Here is a 16,561-nt window from a genome sequence, read left to right on the forward strand (position 1 = left end):
TTTTTCGATCAGTCTACTTTTTAGGCGCTACTGATGCAAGAGCCTCCCGTTGCTACTGCCGAACCTGTTGAGCCCAAGGGGCTGAGCTGGGGGTTGGAGAGCAGACTTCAATTCATCGATTTTCGGTTGCGCTGGGAGCGGCGCATCAATCGAATGGATCTCACTGAGCACTTCGGCATATCAGTGCCTCAAGCGTCACTTGATATTGCCAAGTACACCGAACTGGCCCCGAATAACCTGACATACGACCGCAGCTCCAAGACCTACACGGCAACGCAGAGTTTTCGTCCGCTTTACCAGCGAAGCTCTGCACAACGTTATCTGGCAGAACTGTTGGCAACCAAGATGGGGGTGGTTGAGTCAGCGGCCAGCTTTATCGGCTCCGCGCCGGAGATAGATTGGGCGCCTTCCCCCTGGCGCACCATCGACGAGCAGACTGTCGAATTGGTGGTCCGTGCAATACGGCAGCAGGAAGCCATTCGAGTCAGTTACCAGTCCATGACGTCCTTGAACGAATCAATTCGCCTGCTGTCACCACACGCTCTTGGCTACGATGGCTTTCGTTGGCACGTGCGCGCGTTTTGCCACAAGCGCCAGCGCTTCAGCGATTTCGTCCTCGCTGTTTTCCATGACCTTGCGCGCGGCGAACACCGGGTTGCGCACGCGGTGCACGCCGGCGATGGCGCCCGAGCGCAGCGTGGCCGCCGTCCATGATGGCGGCGTCCAGCTCGTGAGTGCCGGCGCTGGTGAACACGGCGCCGTGCCCGGCGTTGAAAAGCGGACAGTCTTCCAGCAGGCGCACGGCCTCGGTTCCACCGCGTCCAGCGCGCTGCCGCCCTGCGCGAGCACCGCCTGCCCGCCGCCAGCGATGCGCTCGAGCGCCTCCAGGTACTCGCGCTCCTTCTCGGGCGACATGGCCGAGCGCGTCAGCGCGCCGGCGCCGCCGTGAATGGCGATCACGGGTTGAATCATCGTTTTCCTACTCCATGGATGAGCCACGGCATCACGGACTGGGTCACCCCGGCCGCGGCCGCGACGGAATTCTTGGCCCGATAGGCCACCGCCGCCGAGAGCGCTTCGATCAGGCCCAGGGCGGCGGTTTCGGAATTGGGCATGAGCTGGCGCGCCGAATATGCGTAGAGCACCACCGATGCGGCGGGCGCCAGCGGCGAAGTGGGCTTGTCGGTCAGCACCAGCACTGGCACGCCGGCCTGCCGCGCGGCGTTGACCAGCGTGACGGTGTCGGCCAGGTAGCGCGGAAAGCCGATGGCGATCACCAGATCCCTGGACGTCATGCGCGACATCTGGCGCGCGGCGTGCGACACGCCGCCCGGCCCGGCCAGGGATTCCACCGAATGCAGGTGCATGCACAAGCCCCGCTGCAGCAGGCCGGCCAGGAAGCCGCTGGCCCCGAAACCGATGATGAAGACCCGGTCGGCGCCGAGCACCGCGTCCACGGCGCGCTCACAGGCCTGGGCGTCCAGGGCCTGGAGATTGCGCTGTGCGTTGTCGATGTCTTCCTGCAGCGTCGCGGCGAAGATCTGCGCCGCGCTGGCGGGGTGCGCGAGTTCGGTGCGCAGTTTTTCCACCGGCTCCAGCGCGGCCTCGAAGCCGCGCGCCAGCTCGGCGCGGAATTGCGGATAGCCGGGCAGGTCCAGCGCCCGGGCGAAACGGTTGGCCGTCGCCACCGACACGCCAACCGCCGCCGCGAATTCGTCGATGGTCATGGTGGCCACCCGGAACTGGTGCGCCAGCACGTATTCGGCCATCTTGTGCTGCGTCCGGCTGAGCGCGGGCTGGGCCCGGGCGATGCGGTCAGCGATCGTAAGTGCGGCCTTGGTCATCGAGGGGAAAAAGCGTGGGAACGAATATGTAAATCTGTTTACATGCAAATTTTAGATAAGAAAATAGATTTTCATACTCAGGGTATACCCGCGCTCAGATGTAACAGTCGGGAGAAAAAAACGGGGCCGGCAGGCGTTACGCTTACGCCTCCCGTCTTTCTGGAGTTTCCATGCCCGCCTGGATCTGCAAGCCCCATTCCGAACTCGCCCCGGCCGAGCTCTACGCGCTGCTGCGGCTGCGCTCCGAAGTCTTCGTGGTGGAACAGGAATGCGTCTACCTGGATCTGGACGGCAAAGACCTGCAAGGCGCAACGGCGCACCTCATGGCCTGGGAAAACGGCGAGCTGGCGGCTTATTGCCGCCTGCTGGAGCCCGCGCTGAACGGAGGCCGCGCGGTCATCGGCCGGGTGATCACCGCGCCCGCATTCCGCGGCGCCGGCCTGGGGCACGAACTCATGCGCCGCGCCAAGGCCGAGGCCGCACGCCTGTGGCCGGGCCGGCCGCTCTACCTGAACGCCCAGGCCCGCCTGCGGAACTACTATGCGGGCCACGGCTTCGTGCCGGTCACGGACGAATACATGGAAGACGGCATCCCGCACGTGGGCATGCTGCTCGACGCGCCGTCCAAATGAAAACGGCGCCCGCGAGGGGCGCCGTTTCGAGGTCGTGCCGGGCGATTACTTCACCGCCGAGACATCCAGCTTGGCCTTGGTCTTGGACTGGATCTCGTCCACGGCGACGCCGGGCGCCAGCTCCAGCAGCTTGAGGCCGTCGTCGGTGACTTCCATCACGCCCAGGTCGGTGATGATGAGATCGACCACGCCCACGCCGGTCAGCGGCAGCGTGCATTCGGGCAGCAGCTTGATGTCTTCCGTGCCGTCCTTCTTCTTGGCGACGTGCTCCATCAGCACCACCACCTTGCCCACGCCGGCCACCAGGTCCATGGCGCCGCCCATGCCCTTGACCATCTTGCCCGGGATCATCCAGTTGGCCAGGTCGCCCTTCTCGGACACCTGCATGGCGCCCAGGATGGCCAGGTTGATCTTGCCGCCGCGGATCATCGCGAACGAATCCGCCGAGGAAAAGATGGAAGAGCCGGGCAGCGTGGTGACCGTCTGCTTGCCGGCGTTGATGAGGTCGGGGTCGACTTCGTCGTCGGTGGGGAACGGACCGATGCCCAGCAGGCCGTTTTCGGACTGCAGCCACACCTCGACGCCCTTGGGCACGTGGTTGGCCACCAGGGTGGGCAGGCCGATGCCCAGGTTCACGTAAAAACCGTCTTGCAGCTCGCGCGCGGCGCGCGCGCCATTTCATCGCGGGACCATGCCATGTCGTCTTCTCCTTAGGCCGGGCGAGTGGTGCGTTGTTCGATGCGCTTTTCGGGATTCGCGTTCAGGACGATCCGCTGCACATAAATGCCGGGAAGGTGGATCTGGTCGGGGTCCAGGTCGCCGGTCTCGACGATCTTTTCCACTTCGACGACGGTGATCTTGCCAGCCATCGCCACGTTGGGATTGAAGTTGCGCGCCGTCTTGCGGAACACCAGATTGCCGCTGCGATCGGCGATATGGGCCTTGACCAGGGACACGTCGGGCACCAGCGAGCGTTCCATGACGTACTGCTGTCCGTCGAATTCGCGGATTTCCTTGCCGTCGGCCACGATGGTGCCCACGCCGGTGCGGGTGAAGAACGCCGGGATGCCGGCGCCGCCGGCGCGCAGCTTCTCGGCCAGCGTGCCCTGGGGCGTGAACTCGAGCTCGAGTTCGCCCGACAGGTACTGGCGCTCGAATTCCTTGTTCTCGCCCACGTAGGAGGCGATCATCTTGCGCACCTGGCGGGTGTTGAGCAGCTGGCCCAGGCCGAAGCCGTCCACGCCCGCGTTATTGCTGACGCAGGTGAGATCCTTCACGCCCGAATCGCGCAGCGCCGCGATCAGGGCCTCGGGAATGCCGCAAAGGCCGAAGCCTCCCACGGCAATCATCTGGCCGTCCTTGACGATGCCTGCCAGCGCCTCCCGGGCGCTTGCATAAACCTTGTCCATCGCTCCAACTCCTGGTTAATGTGAACGGAAGAGGGTCGTACCGGGACGGCGCCCCCTCGCTATTGTGATTCTTGGTTTGCGCTCGATTTTAACGGCATGCCGGGCAATTGCACGCCCGTCAGGCGGCCGGCTGGAACTGCGCGGCCAGCCGCGCCAGCACCTCGGGCGGCCACGGCGCGGACACATTGGCGACGTAATCCATCCAGACGAGCACATTGCGTCCGCGCGCATAGGGCCCCGTGTCGTCGCCCGCCTTCTCGAGCGCCAGCTCGAACTCGGCGCTGGAGCGCCCGATGCGCACCACCTTGTGGGTCACGCGCACCGTGGCCGGATACGTGAGCGGGCGCAGGAAATCGCAGGACGCGTGCGCCAGGATGGCGCCCGTGTCGGCCGGCAGCGGCAGGCCCGCGGCGAGGAAAATCTGGATGCGCGCCTCTTCCATGAGGCGGAAATACAGCGTGTTGTTGAGATGGTTCAGGGCATCCGAATCGCCCCAGCGCAGGGGCACGTCGGCCTGATGGGTATCTCCCGGGGCGAGGATTCTTTCCGGCGGCTGTTCGGGCTTCACCAATAACTCCTGGTCAGTGAACAAAATACGAAGGCGGCCCGAATGCCGCCTGCAATACAATCGCCGATAATACTTCCACATATATGGAATACAACGGGGAGCTTTGCAATGTCTGAACGCGAGTCGATGGAATATGACGTGGTCGTGGTCGGCGGAGGACCCGCCGGCCTGGCCACCGCCATCCGTCTGAAGCAACTGGCCGCGAACAAGAATCAGGAAATCGGCGTCTGCGTGCTTGAAAAAGGCGCGGAACTGGGCGCGCACATACTGTCGGGGGCCGTCATGGACCCGCTCGCCCTGACCGAGCTCATCCCCGACTGGAAAGAAAAAGGCGCACCCCTGAACGTGCCTGTCACGCAGGACAAGTTCATGTTCCTGAGCGAGACAGGCGCCCGCGTGACGCCCAACTGGCTGTTGCCGCCCTGTTTCCACAACGAGGGCAACTACATCGTCCGCCTGGGCGACGTGGTGAAGTGGCTGGGCGAGCAGGCCGAGGCGCTGGGCGTGGACATCTTCCCCGGCTTCGCCGCGGCCGAGGTGCTCTACGACGAAAACGGCGCCGTGCGCGGCGTGGCCACCGGCGACATGGGCGTGGCCCGCGACGGCACCCACACCGACCACTACCAGCCGGGCATGGAGCTGCACGCCCGCTACACCATCTTCGCCGAGGGCGCGCGCGGCCAGCTGGGCCGCCAGCTCATCGAGCGCTACAAGCTCGACGAAGGCCGCAACCCGCAGTCGTACGGCATCGGCATCAAGGAACTCTGGGAAGTCGACCCGGCCCAGTCCAAGCCCGGCCTGGTGATCCACACCGCCGGCTGGCCGCTGGACTCCGATACCTACGGCGGCTCGTTCCTCTATCACCTGGACAACAACCTGGTGGCGGTGGGCCTCATCGTGGGCCTGGACTACGCCAATCCGTGGCTGTCGCCCTTCGACGAATTCCAGCGCTACAAGACCCATCCCGCCATCCGCGGCACCTTCGAGGGCGGCAAGCGCATCGCCTACGGCGCGCGCGCCATCACGGCGGGCGGCCTGCTGGCCCTGCCCAAGCTGACCTTCCCGGGCGGCGTGCTGGTCGGCTGTGAGGCGGGATTCCTCAACGCCTCGCGCATCAAAGGCAGCCACGCGGCCATCAAGTCCGGCATGCTGGCCGCCGAGGCCGCCTTCGACGCCCTGGCCGCGGACCGCCGCCAGGACGAACTGTCGGCCTACCCGGAAGCGTTCAAAGCCTCGTGGCTGCACACCGAGCTCAACAAGGCGCGCAACTTCAAGCAGTGGTTCAAGAAGGGCCGCACCGTCGCCACCATCATGACGGGCATCGAGCAGCTGGTGCTCAAGGGCAACATCCCCTGGACCCTGCGCCACAACAAGCCCGACTACGCCAGCCTGCAGCCCGCCTCGCAGTGCGCGCGCATCGACTACCCCAAGCCCGACGGCAAGCTCACCTTCGACAAGCTCAGCTCGGTGTTCATTTCGAACACCAACCACGACGAAAACGAGCCCGTGCACCTGACGCTCAAGGATCCCTCCGTTCCGGTGCGCATCAACCTCGCCAAGTACGGCGGGCCGGAATCGCGCTACTGTCCGGCCGGCGTCTACGAGTTCATCAAGGACGACCACGGCGAGGACAAGCTGCAGATCAACGCGCAGAACTGCGTCCATTGCAAGACCTGCGACATCAAGGATCCCACCCAGAACATCGTGTGGGTGGCCCCGCAGGGCGGCGAAGGGCCGGTCTACAGCGGCATGTGAAGCCAGGCGCCCCGCGGGGCGCGTTTTTTGTCTTGGGCCGTCCCAAGGAAGAACGACCATGAGCGAACGCATCCTGCTGGCCGGCTGCGGCGACCTGGGGCTGCGCGTGGCGCGGCTGCTGCGCGCGCGCGGGGTCTACAGCGGCATGTGAAGCCAGGCGCCCCGCGGGGCGCGTTTTTTGTCTTGGGCCGTCCCAAGGAAGAACGACCATGAGCGAACGCATCCTGCTGGCCGGCTGCGGCGACCTGGGGCTGCGCGTGGCGCGGCTGCTGCGCGCGCGCGGCAACGNCCAGGCCATGGTGGCGCGCGGCCAGCCCGCGCCGGCCGATCCGCTGGACGCCGACAAGAAATTCGGCACCGTGGGCGCGGTGGCCGTGGACGCGCAGGGCAACCTGGCCGCGGCCACTTCCACGGGCGGCATCACGAACAAGCAGGTGGGCCGCGTGGGCGACGCGCCGCTGATCGGCGCCGGCACCTATGCCAGCAACCGCACCTGCGCGGTGTCCACCACGGGCACGGGCGAGATGTTCATCCGCATGGTGGCCGCCTACGACGTCGCCGCGCAGATGGAATATTGCGGCGCGTCCCTGCAGGCGGCGGCCGACCGCGTGGTGCACGAAAAACTGCCCACCATCGGCGGCAAGGGCGGGCTGGTGGCGGTGGATGCGCAGGGCAACGTGGCGCTGCCGTTCAACACGGAAGGCATGTACCGGGGCTACGCCCGCGTGGGCGAGAAGCCGGTCGTCGCCATCTACCGATGAGCGCCGGCCAGGCTCGTTTGATCGAGCGCCGCGCAGCGCGGCGCAGGTTTTTTCAGTTGGGGATTGAATAAAGATGGTTGATCGCGCTAACAGCCTGGCGTTGCCGGAAAACCGCGTGGTCCAGGTCGAAGACCTGACGGTGCGCTTCGTGGGTTCGGAGCGCACGGTCGAAGCCGTGCGCAACCTGTCTTTCCACGTGGACCGGGGAGAAACCCTGGCCATCGTGGGCGAATCGGGGTCGGGCAAGTCGGTGACTTCGCTGGCGCTGATGCGCCTGGTGGAACACGGCGGCGGGCGCATCGCCCAGGGCCGCATGGCGCTGCGCCGCCGCAACGGCTCGGTGATCGACCTGGTCAACGCCAGCCAGCGGGCCATGCGCAACGTGCGCGGCGCCGACATGGCGATGATTTTCCAGGAGCCCATGACCTCGCTGAACCCCGTGTTCACCGCGGGCGACCAGATCGCGGAGTCCATCCAGCTGCACCAGGGCAAGGATGCGGCGGCCGCGCGCGCCGAGGCGCTGCGCATGCTGGAGCTGGTGCGCATCCCCGAGGCGAAGTCGGTCATGAACCGCCATCCGCACCAGTTGTCGGGCGGCATGCGCCAGCGCGTCATGATCGCCATGGCGCTGGCCTGCAAGCCCCAGCTGCTCATCGCGGACGAGCCCACCACGGCGCTGGACGTGACCATTCAAGCGCAGATCCTGCAGCTCATCCGCGAGCTGCAGGAAGAAATGCACATGGGCGTAGTGTTCATCACGCACGACATGGGCGTGGTGGCCGAGGTGGCCGACCGCGTGCTGGTCATGTACCGCGGCGACAAGGTCGAGGAAGGCCCGTCCGAGCAGGTGTTCGCCGCGCCGCAGCACCGCTACACCAAGGCGCTGCTGTCGGCCGTGCCGCGCCTGGGCTCCATGCAGGGCACCGACCTGCCGGCGCGGTTCCCGCTGCTGCAGGTCGACGGCAAGGCGCCGGCCGCGCAAGCGCCTGCCGAGGCGCCCGCTTCGGCGCCGGCGGGCAAGCGCGAGCCCGTGCTCAGCGTGCGCGACCTGGTCACCCGCTTCGACCTGCGCGGCGGCATCTTCAGCCGCGTGCAACGGCGCGTGCACGCCGTGGAGCGGGTGAGCTTCGATCTTTATCCCGGCGAGACGCTCTCGCTGGTGGGCGAGTCGGGCTGCGGAAAATCCACCACCGGCCGTTCGCTGCTGCGCCTGGTGGACAGCCAGGGCGGCGAGATCCGCTTCGGCGGACGCAATATCGTCAATCTGAAGACCAGCGAGCTGCAGTCCCTGCGCCGCGACATCCAGTTCGTGTTCCAGGATCCGTTCGCCTCGCTCGATCCGCGCGTGACGGTGGGCTTTTCCATCATGGAGCCGCTGCTGGTGCACGGCGTGGCGCGCGGCAAGGACGCCGAGCGCCGCGTGGCCGAGCTGCTGGAGCGGGTGGGCCTGCCGGCCGAGATGGCGCAGCGCTATCCGCACGAGTTTTCCGGCGGCCAGCGCCAGCGCGTCTGCATCGCGCGGGCCCTGGCGCTGAATCCCAAGGTGGTGATCGCCGACGAGTCGGTGTCGGCGCTGGACGTGTCCATCCAGGCCCAGATTGTCAACCTGCTGATCGACCTGCAGCGCGATATGGGCATTTCTTTCCTGTTCATTTCGCACGACATGGCCGTGGTGGAGCGCATCAGCCACCGCGTGGCCGTGATGTATCTGGGCCAGATCGTGGAAATCGGGCCGCGCCGCGCCATTTTCGAGAATCCGCAGCACCCGTACACCAAAAAGCTGATGTCCGCCGTGCCCATCGCCGACCCGGCGCGCCGCCACCTCAAGCGCGCGCTGCTTTCCGACGAGATCCCGAGCCCCATCCGCAGGCTGGGCGACGATCCCGTGGTGCGGCCGCTGGAGCAGGTCGGCCCCGACCATTTTGTTGCGCGCCACCCCGTGGGCGGCGCATATTGAGCAGGCCGCAGTCTCATGCCGCCGTCCAGCAGACTGGGATCCCCGGCCGCGAATGACGGCTTTTTTCTCCACCAAACCCCTTCTCCCTTGTGGAATCTGGAGTTGCAATGATGAAAGTTTTGCGCCCCACCAAGCTGATGGCCGCCGCCGCGCTGGCCTTCGGCGTGCTCGCCTCGCCCTTGGCGCATGCGTCCAAGGACGTGACCTTCGCGGTATCGATCGCGCTCGAGACCCTGGATCCGTACAACACCAACAGCACGCTGAACCAGGCGGCGGGCAAGGCCTACTATGAAGGCCTGTTCGAGTTCGACAAAGACCTCAAGATCCAGAAAGTGCTGGCCACCGACTACTCGGTGAGCGAGGACGGCCTGGTCTACACCTTCAAGCTGCGCCCCGGCGTGAAGTTCCACGACGGCACCGACTTCAACGCCGAAGCGGTCAAGATCAACTTCGACCGTCCCGCCAACCCGGACAACCACCTGTCGCGCTACATCCAGTTCAGCGTGATCGAGAAGACCGAGGTGGTGGACCCGCTCACCGTCAGGATCACGCTCAAGAAGCCGTTCTCGGCCTTCATCAACGCGCTGGCCCACCCGGCCGCCATGATGATCTCGCCGGCGGCCCTGGCCAAGTACGGCAAGGACATCGGCTTTCATCCCGTGGGAACCGGCCCCTTCGAGTTCGTCGAATGGAAGCCGGCCGAGTACCTGAAGGTCAAGAAGTTCGACGGCTACTGGAAGAAGGGTTACCCCAAGGTCGACACGCTGACCTTCCGCACCGTGACCGATAACAACACCCGCGCCGCCGTGGTGCAGACGGGCGAGGCCCAGTTCGCGTTCCCCGTGCCGTTCGAGCAGGCCGCCGTGCTGGCCAAGAACGACAAGCTGGACGTGGTCGACCACAAGAACTCGATCATGGCCCGCTACCTGTCGATGAACGTGCAGCAAAAGCCGTTCGACAACCTCAAAGTGCGTCAGGCCATCAATTACGCCATCAACAAGGAAGCCCTGGCCAAGGTCGCTTTCTCGGGCTATGCCACCGTGGTGGACGGCGTGGTGCCCAAGGGCGTGGACTACGCCTACAAGACCGGCCCCTGGCCCTACGACCTGAAGAAGGCCAAGGCGCTGCTGGCCGAAGCCGGCTACCCCAACGGCTTCGAGAGTACGCTGTGGTCGGCCTACAACGACGGCACCTCGGTGAAGGTGGTGCAGTTCCTGCAGCAGCAGCTCGCCCAGGTCGGCATCAAGGTGTCGGTGGAAGTGCTGGAATCGGGCCAGCGCGTGCAGCGCGTGCAGCAGGTGCAAAAGCCCGAGGACGCCAAGGTCCGCATGTATTACGCCGGCTGGTCGTCCTCGACCGGCGAGGCCGACTGGGGCCTGCGTCCGCTGCTGACCACCGCCGCCTTCCCGCCGGTGCTCAACAACGTCTCGTACTACTCGAACAAGTCGGTTGACGAGGGCGTCCAGGAGGCCCTGGCCACCACCGACCGCGCGAAGAAGACCGAGATCTACAAGAAGGTTCAGGAAACCATCTGGAACGACGCCCCGTGGGCCTTCCTGGTGACCCAGAACAACGTGTACGTGAAGTCGAAGAACCTCTCGGGCGTGTATGTGGAGCCGGACACCTCGTTCTGGTTCGGCGACATCGACCTGAAGCAGTAACCCTTGGGGCCTCCGGGCCCTTGTAAGGCCACATGCGGCGGGGGCACGGTGCCCCCGCCGATGTCGCAGGAATTTCAATGCTGACCTACATCGTCAAACGTCTATTGGGCATGATCCCCACGCTGCTGCTGGTGGCCGTGGTGGTGTTCCTGTTTGTGCACATGCTGCCGGGCGACCCGGCGCGCCTGGCCGCCGGCCAGGACGCCGACCAGCAGACCGTGGAGCTGGTGCGCAAGGAACTCGGGCTCGATCTGCCCCTGCCGCAGCAGTTCGTGCGCTACTTCAGCCACATGCTGCAGGGCGACCTCGGAACCTCGCTGCGCACCAAGCGCCCCGTCTCCACCGAAATCGCCGACCGCTTCATGCCCACGCTCTGGCTGACGGTGGCCAGCATGCTCTGGTCCGTGACCTTCGGCATGGTCATCGGCATCGTCTCGGCCGTGTGGCGCAACCGCTGGCCGGACCGCCTCGGGATGACGCTGGCGGTGTCGGGCATTTCGTTCCCGGCGTTTGCGCTGGGCATGATGCTGATGCAGGTGTTTTCCGTGAATCTCGGCTGGCTGCCCACGGTGGGCGCGTCGAGCTGGAAGCACTACATACTTCCGTCCATCACGCTGGGCGCCGCCGTGGCCGCCGTGATGGCGCGCTTCACCCGCGCCTCCTTCGTGGAAGTGATCCAGGAGGATTTCGTGCGCACGGCCCGCGCCAAGGGCCTGAGCGAACGCCGCGTGGTGATCAAGCACACGCTGCGCAACGCGTTGATTCCCGTGGTCACGATGATGGGCCTGCAGTTCGGCTTCCTGCTGGGCGGCTCCATCGTGGTCGAGACCGTGTTCAACTGGCCCGGACTGGGCCGGTTGCTGGTCGATGCGGTCACGCAGCGCGACTATCCGGTGATCCAGGGCCTGGTCCTGCTGTTCTCGCTGGAATTCATTCTGATCAACCTGATTGTGGACGTGCTGTACGGCGTCATCAATCCCAGCATCCGTTACAAGTGAGGCGGCCATGAGCAATACCACTACCGCCGCAACCCCGGCCGCCGCGCCCGGCGACGTGCGCACTCCGGCCACCGAGTTCTGGCGCAAGTTCAAGAAACAGAAGCTCGCCGTGGGCGCGGGCATCTTCGTGCTGCTGCTCGTCATCGTGGCGATCTTCGCGCCCTGGATCGTGCCGTTCGATCCGGAGAACTTCTTCGACTACGACGCGCTGAACGCCGGCCCGTCGGTGAAGCACTGGCTGGGCGTCGATTCGCTGGGCCGCGACATCTTCAGCCGCATCATCATGGGCGCGCGCATTTCCATGGCGGCGGGCTTCCTGTCGGTGGCCATGGGCGCCGTGGTGGGCACCTTCATGGGCCTCATGGCCGGCTACTACCAGGGCTGGTGGGAGCGCATCACCATGCGCATCTCCGACGTGCTGCTGGCCTTCCCGGGCATGCTGCTGGCCATCGGCGTGGTCGCCATCCTGGGCTCCAGCATGGTCAACGTGATCGTGGCCGTGGCCGTGTTCAGCGTGCCGGCCTTCGCGCGGCTGGTGCGCGGCAACACGCTGGCCATCAAGCAGATGACCTATGTGGAGGCCGTGCGCAGCGTGGGCGCCTCTGACTGGACCATCATCATGCGCCACATCCTGCCCGGCACGATCTCGCCCATCGTGGTCTACGGCACCATGCGGATCGGCACCTCGATCATCACCGCCGCCAGCCTGTCCTTCCTGGGCATGGGCGCGCAGCCTCCCACGCCGGAATGGGGCGCCATGCTCAACGAGGCGCGCGCCGACATGGTGATCGCGCCGCACGTGGCCGTGTTCCCGGCGCTGGCGATCTTCCTGACCGTGCTGGCGTTCAACCTGCTGGGCGACGGCCTGCGCGACGCGCTGGACCCGAAGATCGACCGCAAGTAGTCCGCGCCGCCGCGACCGCCGCCGTGCCCGGGCCGCCCCGCGCGCCGCGGGCGCGGCGGCGTTTTGCATCGAGACATGTGGCGGCACGAGGCAATCATGGAAAAACAGATCCTGGACCAACCCCGCATCGGCGTGCTGGCGTCCGGTCCGCTGGATTCGATCTGCGACGTGGGCGGCGTGACCGTCGGGCACTGCACGCTGTCCGAGGGGGCGCTGCAAACGGGCGTGACGGTCGTGCGTCCGCACGCGGGCGATCCCTTCCTGGACAAGGTGCCGGCCGCGGCCACGGTGCTCAACGGCTTCGGCAAGAGCGCCGGCCTGGTCCAGGTGCAGGAACTGGGCGTGCTGGAAACGCCCATCGCGCTCACCAACACCTTCGGCGTGGGCACCGTGGCCAACGCCCAGATCCGCGGCGCCATCGCGGCCAACCCGGAAATCGGGCGCGGCATGCCCACCGTCAATCCGCTGGTGTTCGAGTGCAACGACGGCTACCTGAACGACATCCAGGCGCTGGCGGTGCGGGAGACGCACTACGAGCAGGCCCTGGCCGCCGCCGGCCCGCGCTTCGAGCAGGGCGCGGTGGGAGCGGGGCGCGGCATGTCGTGCTTTTCGTTCAAGGGCGGCATCGGCTCGGCCTCGCGCATGGCGCAGATCCAGCCGGGCCTGCGTCATACGGTGGGCGCGCTGGTGCTGGCCAATTTCGGCCGCCTGCCCAACCTGGTGGTGGCGGGCCGCCCCTTCGGCCGCCGCCTGGCCGACCGCATGGACCGCGGCCTGTTGGGCGCCGGCGAGAACGCCGCCGTCGCGCCCGAGAAAGGGTCCATCATCCTGCTGCTGGCCACCGACGCGCCGCTGGATTCGCGGCAGCTGCGCCGCCTGTCGCTGCGCGCGGGCGCGGGGCTGGCGCGCACCGGCTCGGTCTTCGGCCACGGCAGCGGCGACATCGCGCTGGCGTTCTCCACGGCCTACACCGTGCCGCAGCGCGCTGAGCAGCCGATGCCCGCCGTGGCCATGCTGCACGAGTCCCGCATCGATCCGCTTTTCGAGGCCGCCGCCGAGGCGGTCGAGCAATCCATCATCTCGGCGCTCTGGCGCGCCGAGAGCGTTACCGGGCGCGACGGGCACCGCCGCGCCAGCATCCGCGAGGCGGCGCCCGAGTGGCGCCAGTGGCTGGCGGATACCGAATTCGCACCGAACCAAGGCTGAATCCCATGAAGATCCTGATTTCCACCGATATCGAAGGCGTGGCCGGCGTGTTCCACGCCGAGCAGGTCCGTCCCGGCAATGGCGAGTACGAGCGCGCCCGCGCCTGGATGACCGCCGAGGCCAACGCCGCCGTGCAGGGCGCCATCGCGGGCGGGGCCGAGGAAGTGCTGGTCAACGATTCGCACGGAGGCTTTCGCAACCTGCTGCCCGACGGGCTCGACGAGCGCGCGCGCCTCGTGCTGGGCAAGCCGCGCTATCTCGGCATGATGGGCGGGCTGGAAGAGGGCGGCTGCGACGCCGTGTTCATGATCGGCTATCACTCGCGCTCGCAGGGGCGCGGCGTGCTGGCCCACACCATCAACAGCTTCGCCTTTGCGCGCGTGCTCATCAACGGCATGGAGCTGGGCGAGGCCGGCCTGTACGGCGCGCTGGCCGGCGAGATGGGCGTGCCCGTCATACTGGGCACGGGCGACGACGTCTTCATCGCCGAGACGCGCGGGCTGTTCCCCGGCGCGGAGTGGGTGCAGACCAAGACGGCGGGCGGCCAGGGCAGCGGCGTCACGCTGTCGCCGGCGGCGTCGCGTCGCGCCATCGCCGCGGCGGCCGAGACTGCCGTGCGCAATCTGAAGAAGGCCGTTCCGTTCCGCATCGCGCCGCCTATAGAATGCCGGTTGCAGACCCAGAGCACGGCCCTGGCCGATCTGTTCTGCATGTGGCCCGCGCTGGAGCGCGTGGACGGCGTCACCCTGCGGTTCACCACCGACAGCATGCAGTCCGCCATCCGCATGCTCAATAGCCTGGCCGCCATGTCATTCATGTTGCGCTGAGGATTCCCCACCCATGTCCCATACCGACGCCCGTATCGCCCGGCTGCGCGAGGCCATGCGCCGCCGCGGCCTTTCCGCCTGCATCGTCCCGTCTTCGGATCCGCACCTGTCCGAATACCTGCCCGCCCGCTGGCAGGGGCGCCGCTGGCTGTCGGGCTTCACGGGATCGGTGGGTACGCTGGTGGTCACGGCCGACTTTGCGGGTCTGTGGGTGGACAGCCGCTACTGGGTGCAGGCCGAGGCGCAATTGGCCGGCACCTGCGTGCGGCTCATGAAGATTGCCTCGGCGGCCGTGCCGGGCCACGTGGACTGGCTGGCCGGGCACGTCGAGGCCGGCGGGCGCATCGGGGTGGACGGGCAGGTGCTGGGCCTGGCGGCCTTCCGGGCGCTGGCGGCCGCCGCTGCCCGCGCCGGCGCCGAACTGGACATCCTGGCCGACCCGCTGGACGAGATCTGGACCGACCGTCCCGGCCTGCCGGCCGCGCCCATCTACGAACACCTGCCTCCGCACGCCTGCGTGACGCGGGCCGAAAAGCTGGCGCAGGTGCGCGAGGCCATGCGCGGGCACGGCGCCGACGTGCATTTTCTCTGCACGCTGGACGACATCGCGTGGCTCTTCAACCTGCGCGGCTCCGACGTGGAATACAACCCCGTGTTCCTGGCCCACGCCCTGGTCGGGCCGGACCATGCCACGCTCTTCGTGGCCGAGGGCGCGATGGACGAGGGCGTGCGCGCCGCGCTGGCGGCCGACGGCGTCGAGGTGGCGGCCTACGGGCAGGCGGCCGAGGCGCTGGGTTCGCTGGAGCGCGACCAGACCCTGCTGATCGACCCCGCCCGCGTGACCTGCGGGGTGTTCCACGCCATGGACCCGGACGTGCCGCGCGTGGAAGCCATCAACCCCTCCACGCTGCTCAAGTCGCGCAAGACCGAGGCCGAGCTCGCCAACGTGCGCGAGGCCATGGCCCAGGACGGCGCCGCGCTGTGCGAGTTCTTCGCCTGGTTCGAGGGCGCGCTGGGCCGCGAAACCGTTACCGAGCTCACCATCGACGAAAAGCTCACGGCCGCGCGCGCGCGCCGGCCCGGCTATGTGTGCCCCAGCTTTGGCACCATCGCGGGCTTCAACACCAACGGCGCCATGCCCCACTACCGCGCCACGCCGGACTCGCACGCCGTCATCGAAGGCGATGGCCTGCTGCTCATCGACTCCGGCGGCCAGTACCTGGGCGGCACCACCGACATTACGCGCGTGGTGCCCGTCGGCACGCCCAGCGCCGACCAGAAGGCCGATTTCACGCTGGTGCTCAAGGGCATGATCGCGCTGTCGCGCGCCTCGTTCCCGCGCGGCACGCCCTCGCCCATGCTGGACGCCATCGCCCGCGCGCCCATCTGGGAGGGCGGAGCCGAGTACGGCCACGGCACCGGCCATGGCGTGGGCTACTTCCTGAACGTGCACGAAGGGCCGCAGGTCATTTCCTACCGCGCCGCGCCGGGGCCGCACACGGCGATGGAGCCGGGCATGATCACCTCCAACGAGCCCGGCATCTACCGCCCCGGCCGCTGGGGCGTGCGCATCGAGAACCTGGTGGCCAACCGCAGCTGGCTCGAGTCCGAACTGGGCGAGTTCCTGTGTTTCGAGACGCTCACGCTGTGCCCCATCGATACGCGCTGCATCGAGCCCGCCCTCATGCGCGAAGACGAGCTTGCCTGGCTCAACGACTATCACCGCACCGTCTACGAGCGCGTTTCGCCACTGGTCGAAGGAGAGGCGCTTCGCTGGCTGGAGCGCCGTTGCGCGCCGATCTGAAGCCCCGGCGTCAGGCCGCGGCGGCGGGCGCTGCCCCGCCGCGCCGGCCATAGAGCAGGCGCGCGCACAGCGCGCAAGACAGCGATTGCAGCGCCGCGTAGGCGAGCAGCCGTATCCACGGCGCGGCGGGCGAGCGCGAGAAAGCCTGGATGCCGGCGCTGTCCACATTCATGAGGGCCAGCGCCACCAGTCCGATGCCCGCGGCCTGCGCGAGCCAGAACGACAGGCTGCCGTG

At 67.2% G+C, this 16,561-nt stretch carries 12 protein-coding genes and 5 pseudogenes; 11 read left to right on the forward strand and 6 right to left on the reverse strand.

All coding sequences use genetic code 11. The annotated features are described in order from the left end of the window. Positions 1-345: 345 nt before the first annotated feature. A pseudogene (locus tag AD428_RS29955) lies at positions 346-597 on the forward strand (WYL domain-containing protein); the annotation flags it as partial. Between the two features lie 18 nt (positions 598-615). Here AD428_RS29955 and AD428_RS16630 read toward each other — a convergent pair. Beyond that, positions 616-972 (reverse strand): annotated as a pseudogene (locus AD428_RS16630) (isoaspartyl peptidase/L-asparaginase); the annotation flags it as partial. Beyond that, positions 969-1,844, reverse strand: a complete 876-nt coding sequence (locus tag AD428_RS16635) for a MurR/RpiR family transcriptional regulator (RefSeq protein WP_053245915.1) — start codon at positions 1,842-1,844, stop codon at positions 969-971. The gene AD428_RS16635 and the pseudogene AD428_RS16630, both read right to left, overlap by 4 nt. A 170-nt stretch (positions 1,845-2,014) precedes the next feature. Between AD428_RS16635 and AD428_RS16640 the strand changes: the two genes are divergently transcribed. After that, a complete protein-coding gene (locus tag AD428_RS16640; RefSeq protein ID WP_053245916.1) occupies positions 2,015-2,476 on the forward strand; it encodes a GNAT family N-acetyltransferase in 462 nt (153 codons plus the stop codon). Between the two features lie 45 nt (positions 2,477-2,521). On the opposite strand, the pseudogene AD428_RS16645 reads toward AD428_RS16640, so the two are convergent. The 3 genes and pseudogenes from AD428_RS16645 to AD428_RS16655 all read right to left on the reverse strand — a co-directional run bounded on the left by AD428_RS16645 (position 2,522) and on the right by AD428_RS16655 (position 4,453). Next, a pseudogene (locus tag AD428_RS16645) lies at positions 2,522-3,174 on the reverse strand (CoA transferase subunit B). 12 nt (positions 3,175-3,186) lie between these two features. Further along, the gene (locus AD428_RS16650) at positions 3,187-3,885 is read right to left on the reverse strand and encodes a CoA transferase subunit A (RefSeq protein WP_053245917.1); all 699 of its coding nucleotides are present in this window, start codon (positions 3,883-3,885) and stop codon (positions 3,187-3,189) included. 118 nt (positions 3,886-4,003) lie between these two features. After that, the gene (locus AD428_RS16655) at positions 4,004-4,453 is read right to left on the reverse strand and encodes an acyl-CoA thioesterase (RefSeq protein WP_235490630.1); all 450 of its coding nucleotides are present in this window, start codon (positions 4,451-4,453) and stop codon (positions 4,004-4,006) included. 108 nt (positions 4,454-4,561) lie between these two features. Here AD428_RS16655 and AD428_RS16660 point away from each other — a divergent pair, with 108 nt between their 5' ends. The 9 genes and pseudogenes from AD428_RS16660 to AD428_RS16700 all read left to right on the forward strand — a co-directional run bounded on the left by AD428_RS16660 (position 4,562) and on the right by AD428_RS16700 (position 16,326). Beyond that, entirely contained in the window at positions 4,562-6,208 is a 1,647-nt protein-coding gene (locus AD428_RS16660) for an electron transfer flavoprotein-ubiquinone oxidoreductase (protein WP_053245919.1), read from the forward strand. Between the two features lie 289 nt (positions 6,209-6,497). After that, positions 6,498-6,969, forward strand: a pseudogene (locus AD428_RS16665) (isoaspartyl peptidase/L-asparaginase); the annotation flags it as partial. A 73-nt stretch (positions 6,970-7,042) separates the two neighbouring features. Further along, positions 7,043-8,926: a dipeptide ABC transporter ATP-binding protein gene (locus tag AD428_RS16670; protein ID WP_053245920.1), complete on the forward strand. Its 1,884-nt coding sequence runs from the start codon at positions 7,043-7,045 to the stop codon at positions 8,924-8,926. A gap of 107 nt (positions 8,927-9,033) precedes the next feature. Then, complete coding sequence (gene gsiB, locus AD428_RS16675; RefSeq protein WP_053245921.1) at positions 9,034-10,587, forward strand: glutathione ABC transporter substrate-binding protein GsiB; 1,554 nt, start codon at positions 9,034-9,036, stop codon at positions 10,585-10,587. 77 nt (positions 10,588-10,664) lie between these two features. Beyond that, positions 10,665-11,585, forward strand: coding sequence for a glutathione ABC transporter permease GsiC (gsiC, locus tag AD428_RS16680; RefSeq protein ID WP_053245922.1), 921 nt, complete (start codon positions 10,665-10,667; stop codon positions 11,583-11,585). 7 nt (positions 11,586-11,592) lie between these two features. Then, positions 11,593-12,489, forward strand: a complete 897-nt coding sequence (gsiD, locus tag AD428_RS16685) for a glutathione ABC transporter permease GsiD (RefSeq protein ID WP_053245923.1) — start codon at positions 11,593-11,595, stop codon at positions 12,487-12,489. A gap of 75 nt (positions 12,490-12,564) precedes the next feature. After that, positions 12,565-13,695 carry a P1 family peptidase gene (locus AD428_RS16690; protein ID WP_053245924.1) on the forward strand — a complete coding sequence of 377 codons (1,131 nt, stop codon included), beginning with the start codon at positions 12,565-12,567 and terminating at the stop codon, positions 13,693-13,695. A gap of 5 nt (positions 13,696-13,700) precedes the next feature. Next, entirely contained in the window at positions 13,701-14,522 is an 822-nt protein-coding gene (locus tag AD428_RS16695; RefSeq protein WP_053245925.1) for a M55 family metallopeptidase, read from the forward strand. A gap of 13 nt (positions 14,523-14,535) precedes the next feature. Beyond that, positions 14,536-16,326 carry an aminopeptidase P family protein gene (locus AD428_RS16700; protein WP_053245926.1) on the forward strand — a complete coding sequence of 597 codons (1,791 nt, stop codon included), beginning with the start codon at positions 14,536-14,538 and terminating at the stop codon, positions 16,324-16,326. A 10-nt stretch (positions 16,327-16,336) separates the two neighbouring features. On the opposite strand, the pseudogene AD428_RS26830 reads toward AD428_RS16700, so the two are convergent. Further along, positions 16,337-16,561 (reverse strand): annotated as a pseudogene (locus tag AD428_RS26830) (hypothetical protein); the annotation flags it as partial.

This window comes from Achromobacter sp. DMS1 (genome assembly GCF_001270295.1).

What these genes read in the sequence shown, in the direction of transcription:
- AD428_RS16635 (WP_053245915.1), bottom strand. Translation starts at nt 1,844, where the DNA reads ATGACCAAGGCCGCACTTACGATCGCTGACCGCATCGCCCGGGCCCAG.
- AD428_RS16640 (WP_053245916.1), top strand. Translation starts at nt 2,015, where the DNA reads ATGCCCGCCTGGATCTGCAAGCCCCATTCCGAACTCGCCCCGGCCGAG.
- AD428_RS16650 (WP_053245917.1), bottom strand. Translation starts at nt 3,885, where the DNA reads ATGGACAAGGTTTATGCAAGCGCCCGGGAGGCGCTGGCAGGCATCGTC.
- AD428_RS16660 (WP_053245919.1), top strand. Translation starts at nt 4,562, where the DNA reads ATGTCTGAACGCGAGTCGATGGAATATGACGTGGTCGTGGTCGGCGGA.
- AD428_RS16670 (WP_053245920.1), top strand. Translation starts at nt 7,043, where the DNA reads ATGGTTGATCGCGCTAACAGCCTGGCGTTGCCGGAAAACCGCGTGGTC.
- gsiB (WP_053245921.1), top strand. Translation starts at nt 9,034, where the DNA reads ATGATGAAAGTTTTGCGCCCCACCAAGCTGATGGCCGCCGCCGCGCTG.
- gsiC (WP_053245922.1), top strand. Translation starts at nt 10,665, where the DNA reads ATGCTGACCTACATCGTCAAACGTCTATTGGGCATGATCCCCACGCTG.
- gsiD (WP_053245923.1), top strand. Translation starts at nt 11,593, where the DNA reads ATGAGCAATACCACTACCGCCGCAACCCCGGCCGCCGCGCCCGGCGAC.
- AD428_RS16690 (WP_053245924.1), top strand. Translation starts at nt 12,565, where the DNA reads ATGTGGCGGCACGAGGCAATCATGGAAAAACAGATCCTGGACCAACCC.
- AD428_RS16695 (WP_053245925.1), top strand. Translation starts at nt 13,701, where the DNA reads ATGAAGATCCTGATTTCCACCGATATCGAAGGCGTGGCCGGCGTGTTC.
- AD428_RS16700 (WP_053245926.1), top strand. Translation starts at nt 14,536, where the DNA reads ATGTCCCATACCGACGCCCGTATCGCCCGGCTGCGCGAGGCCATGCGC.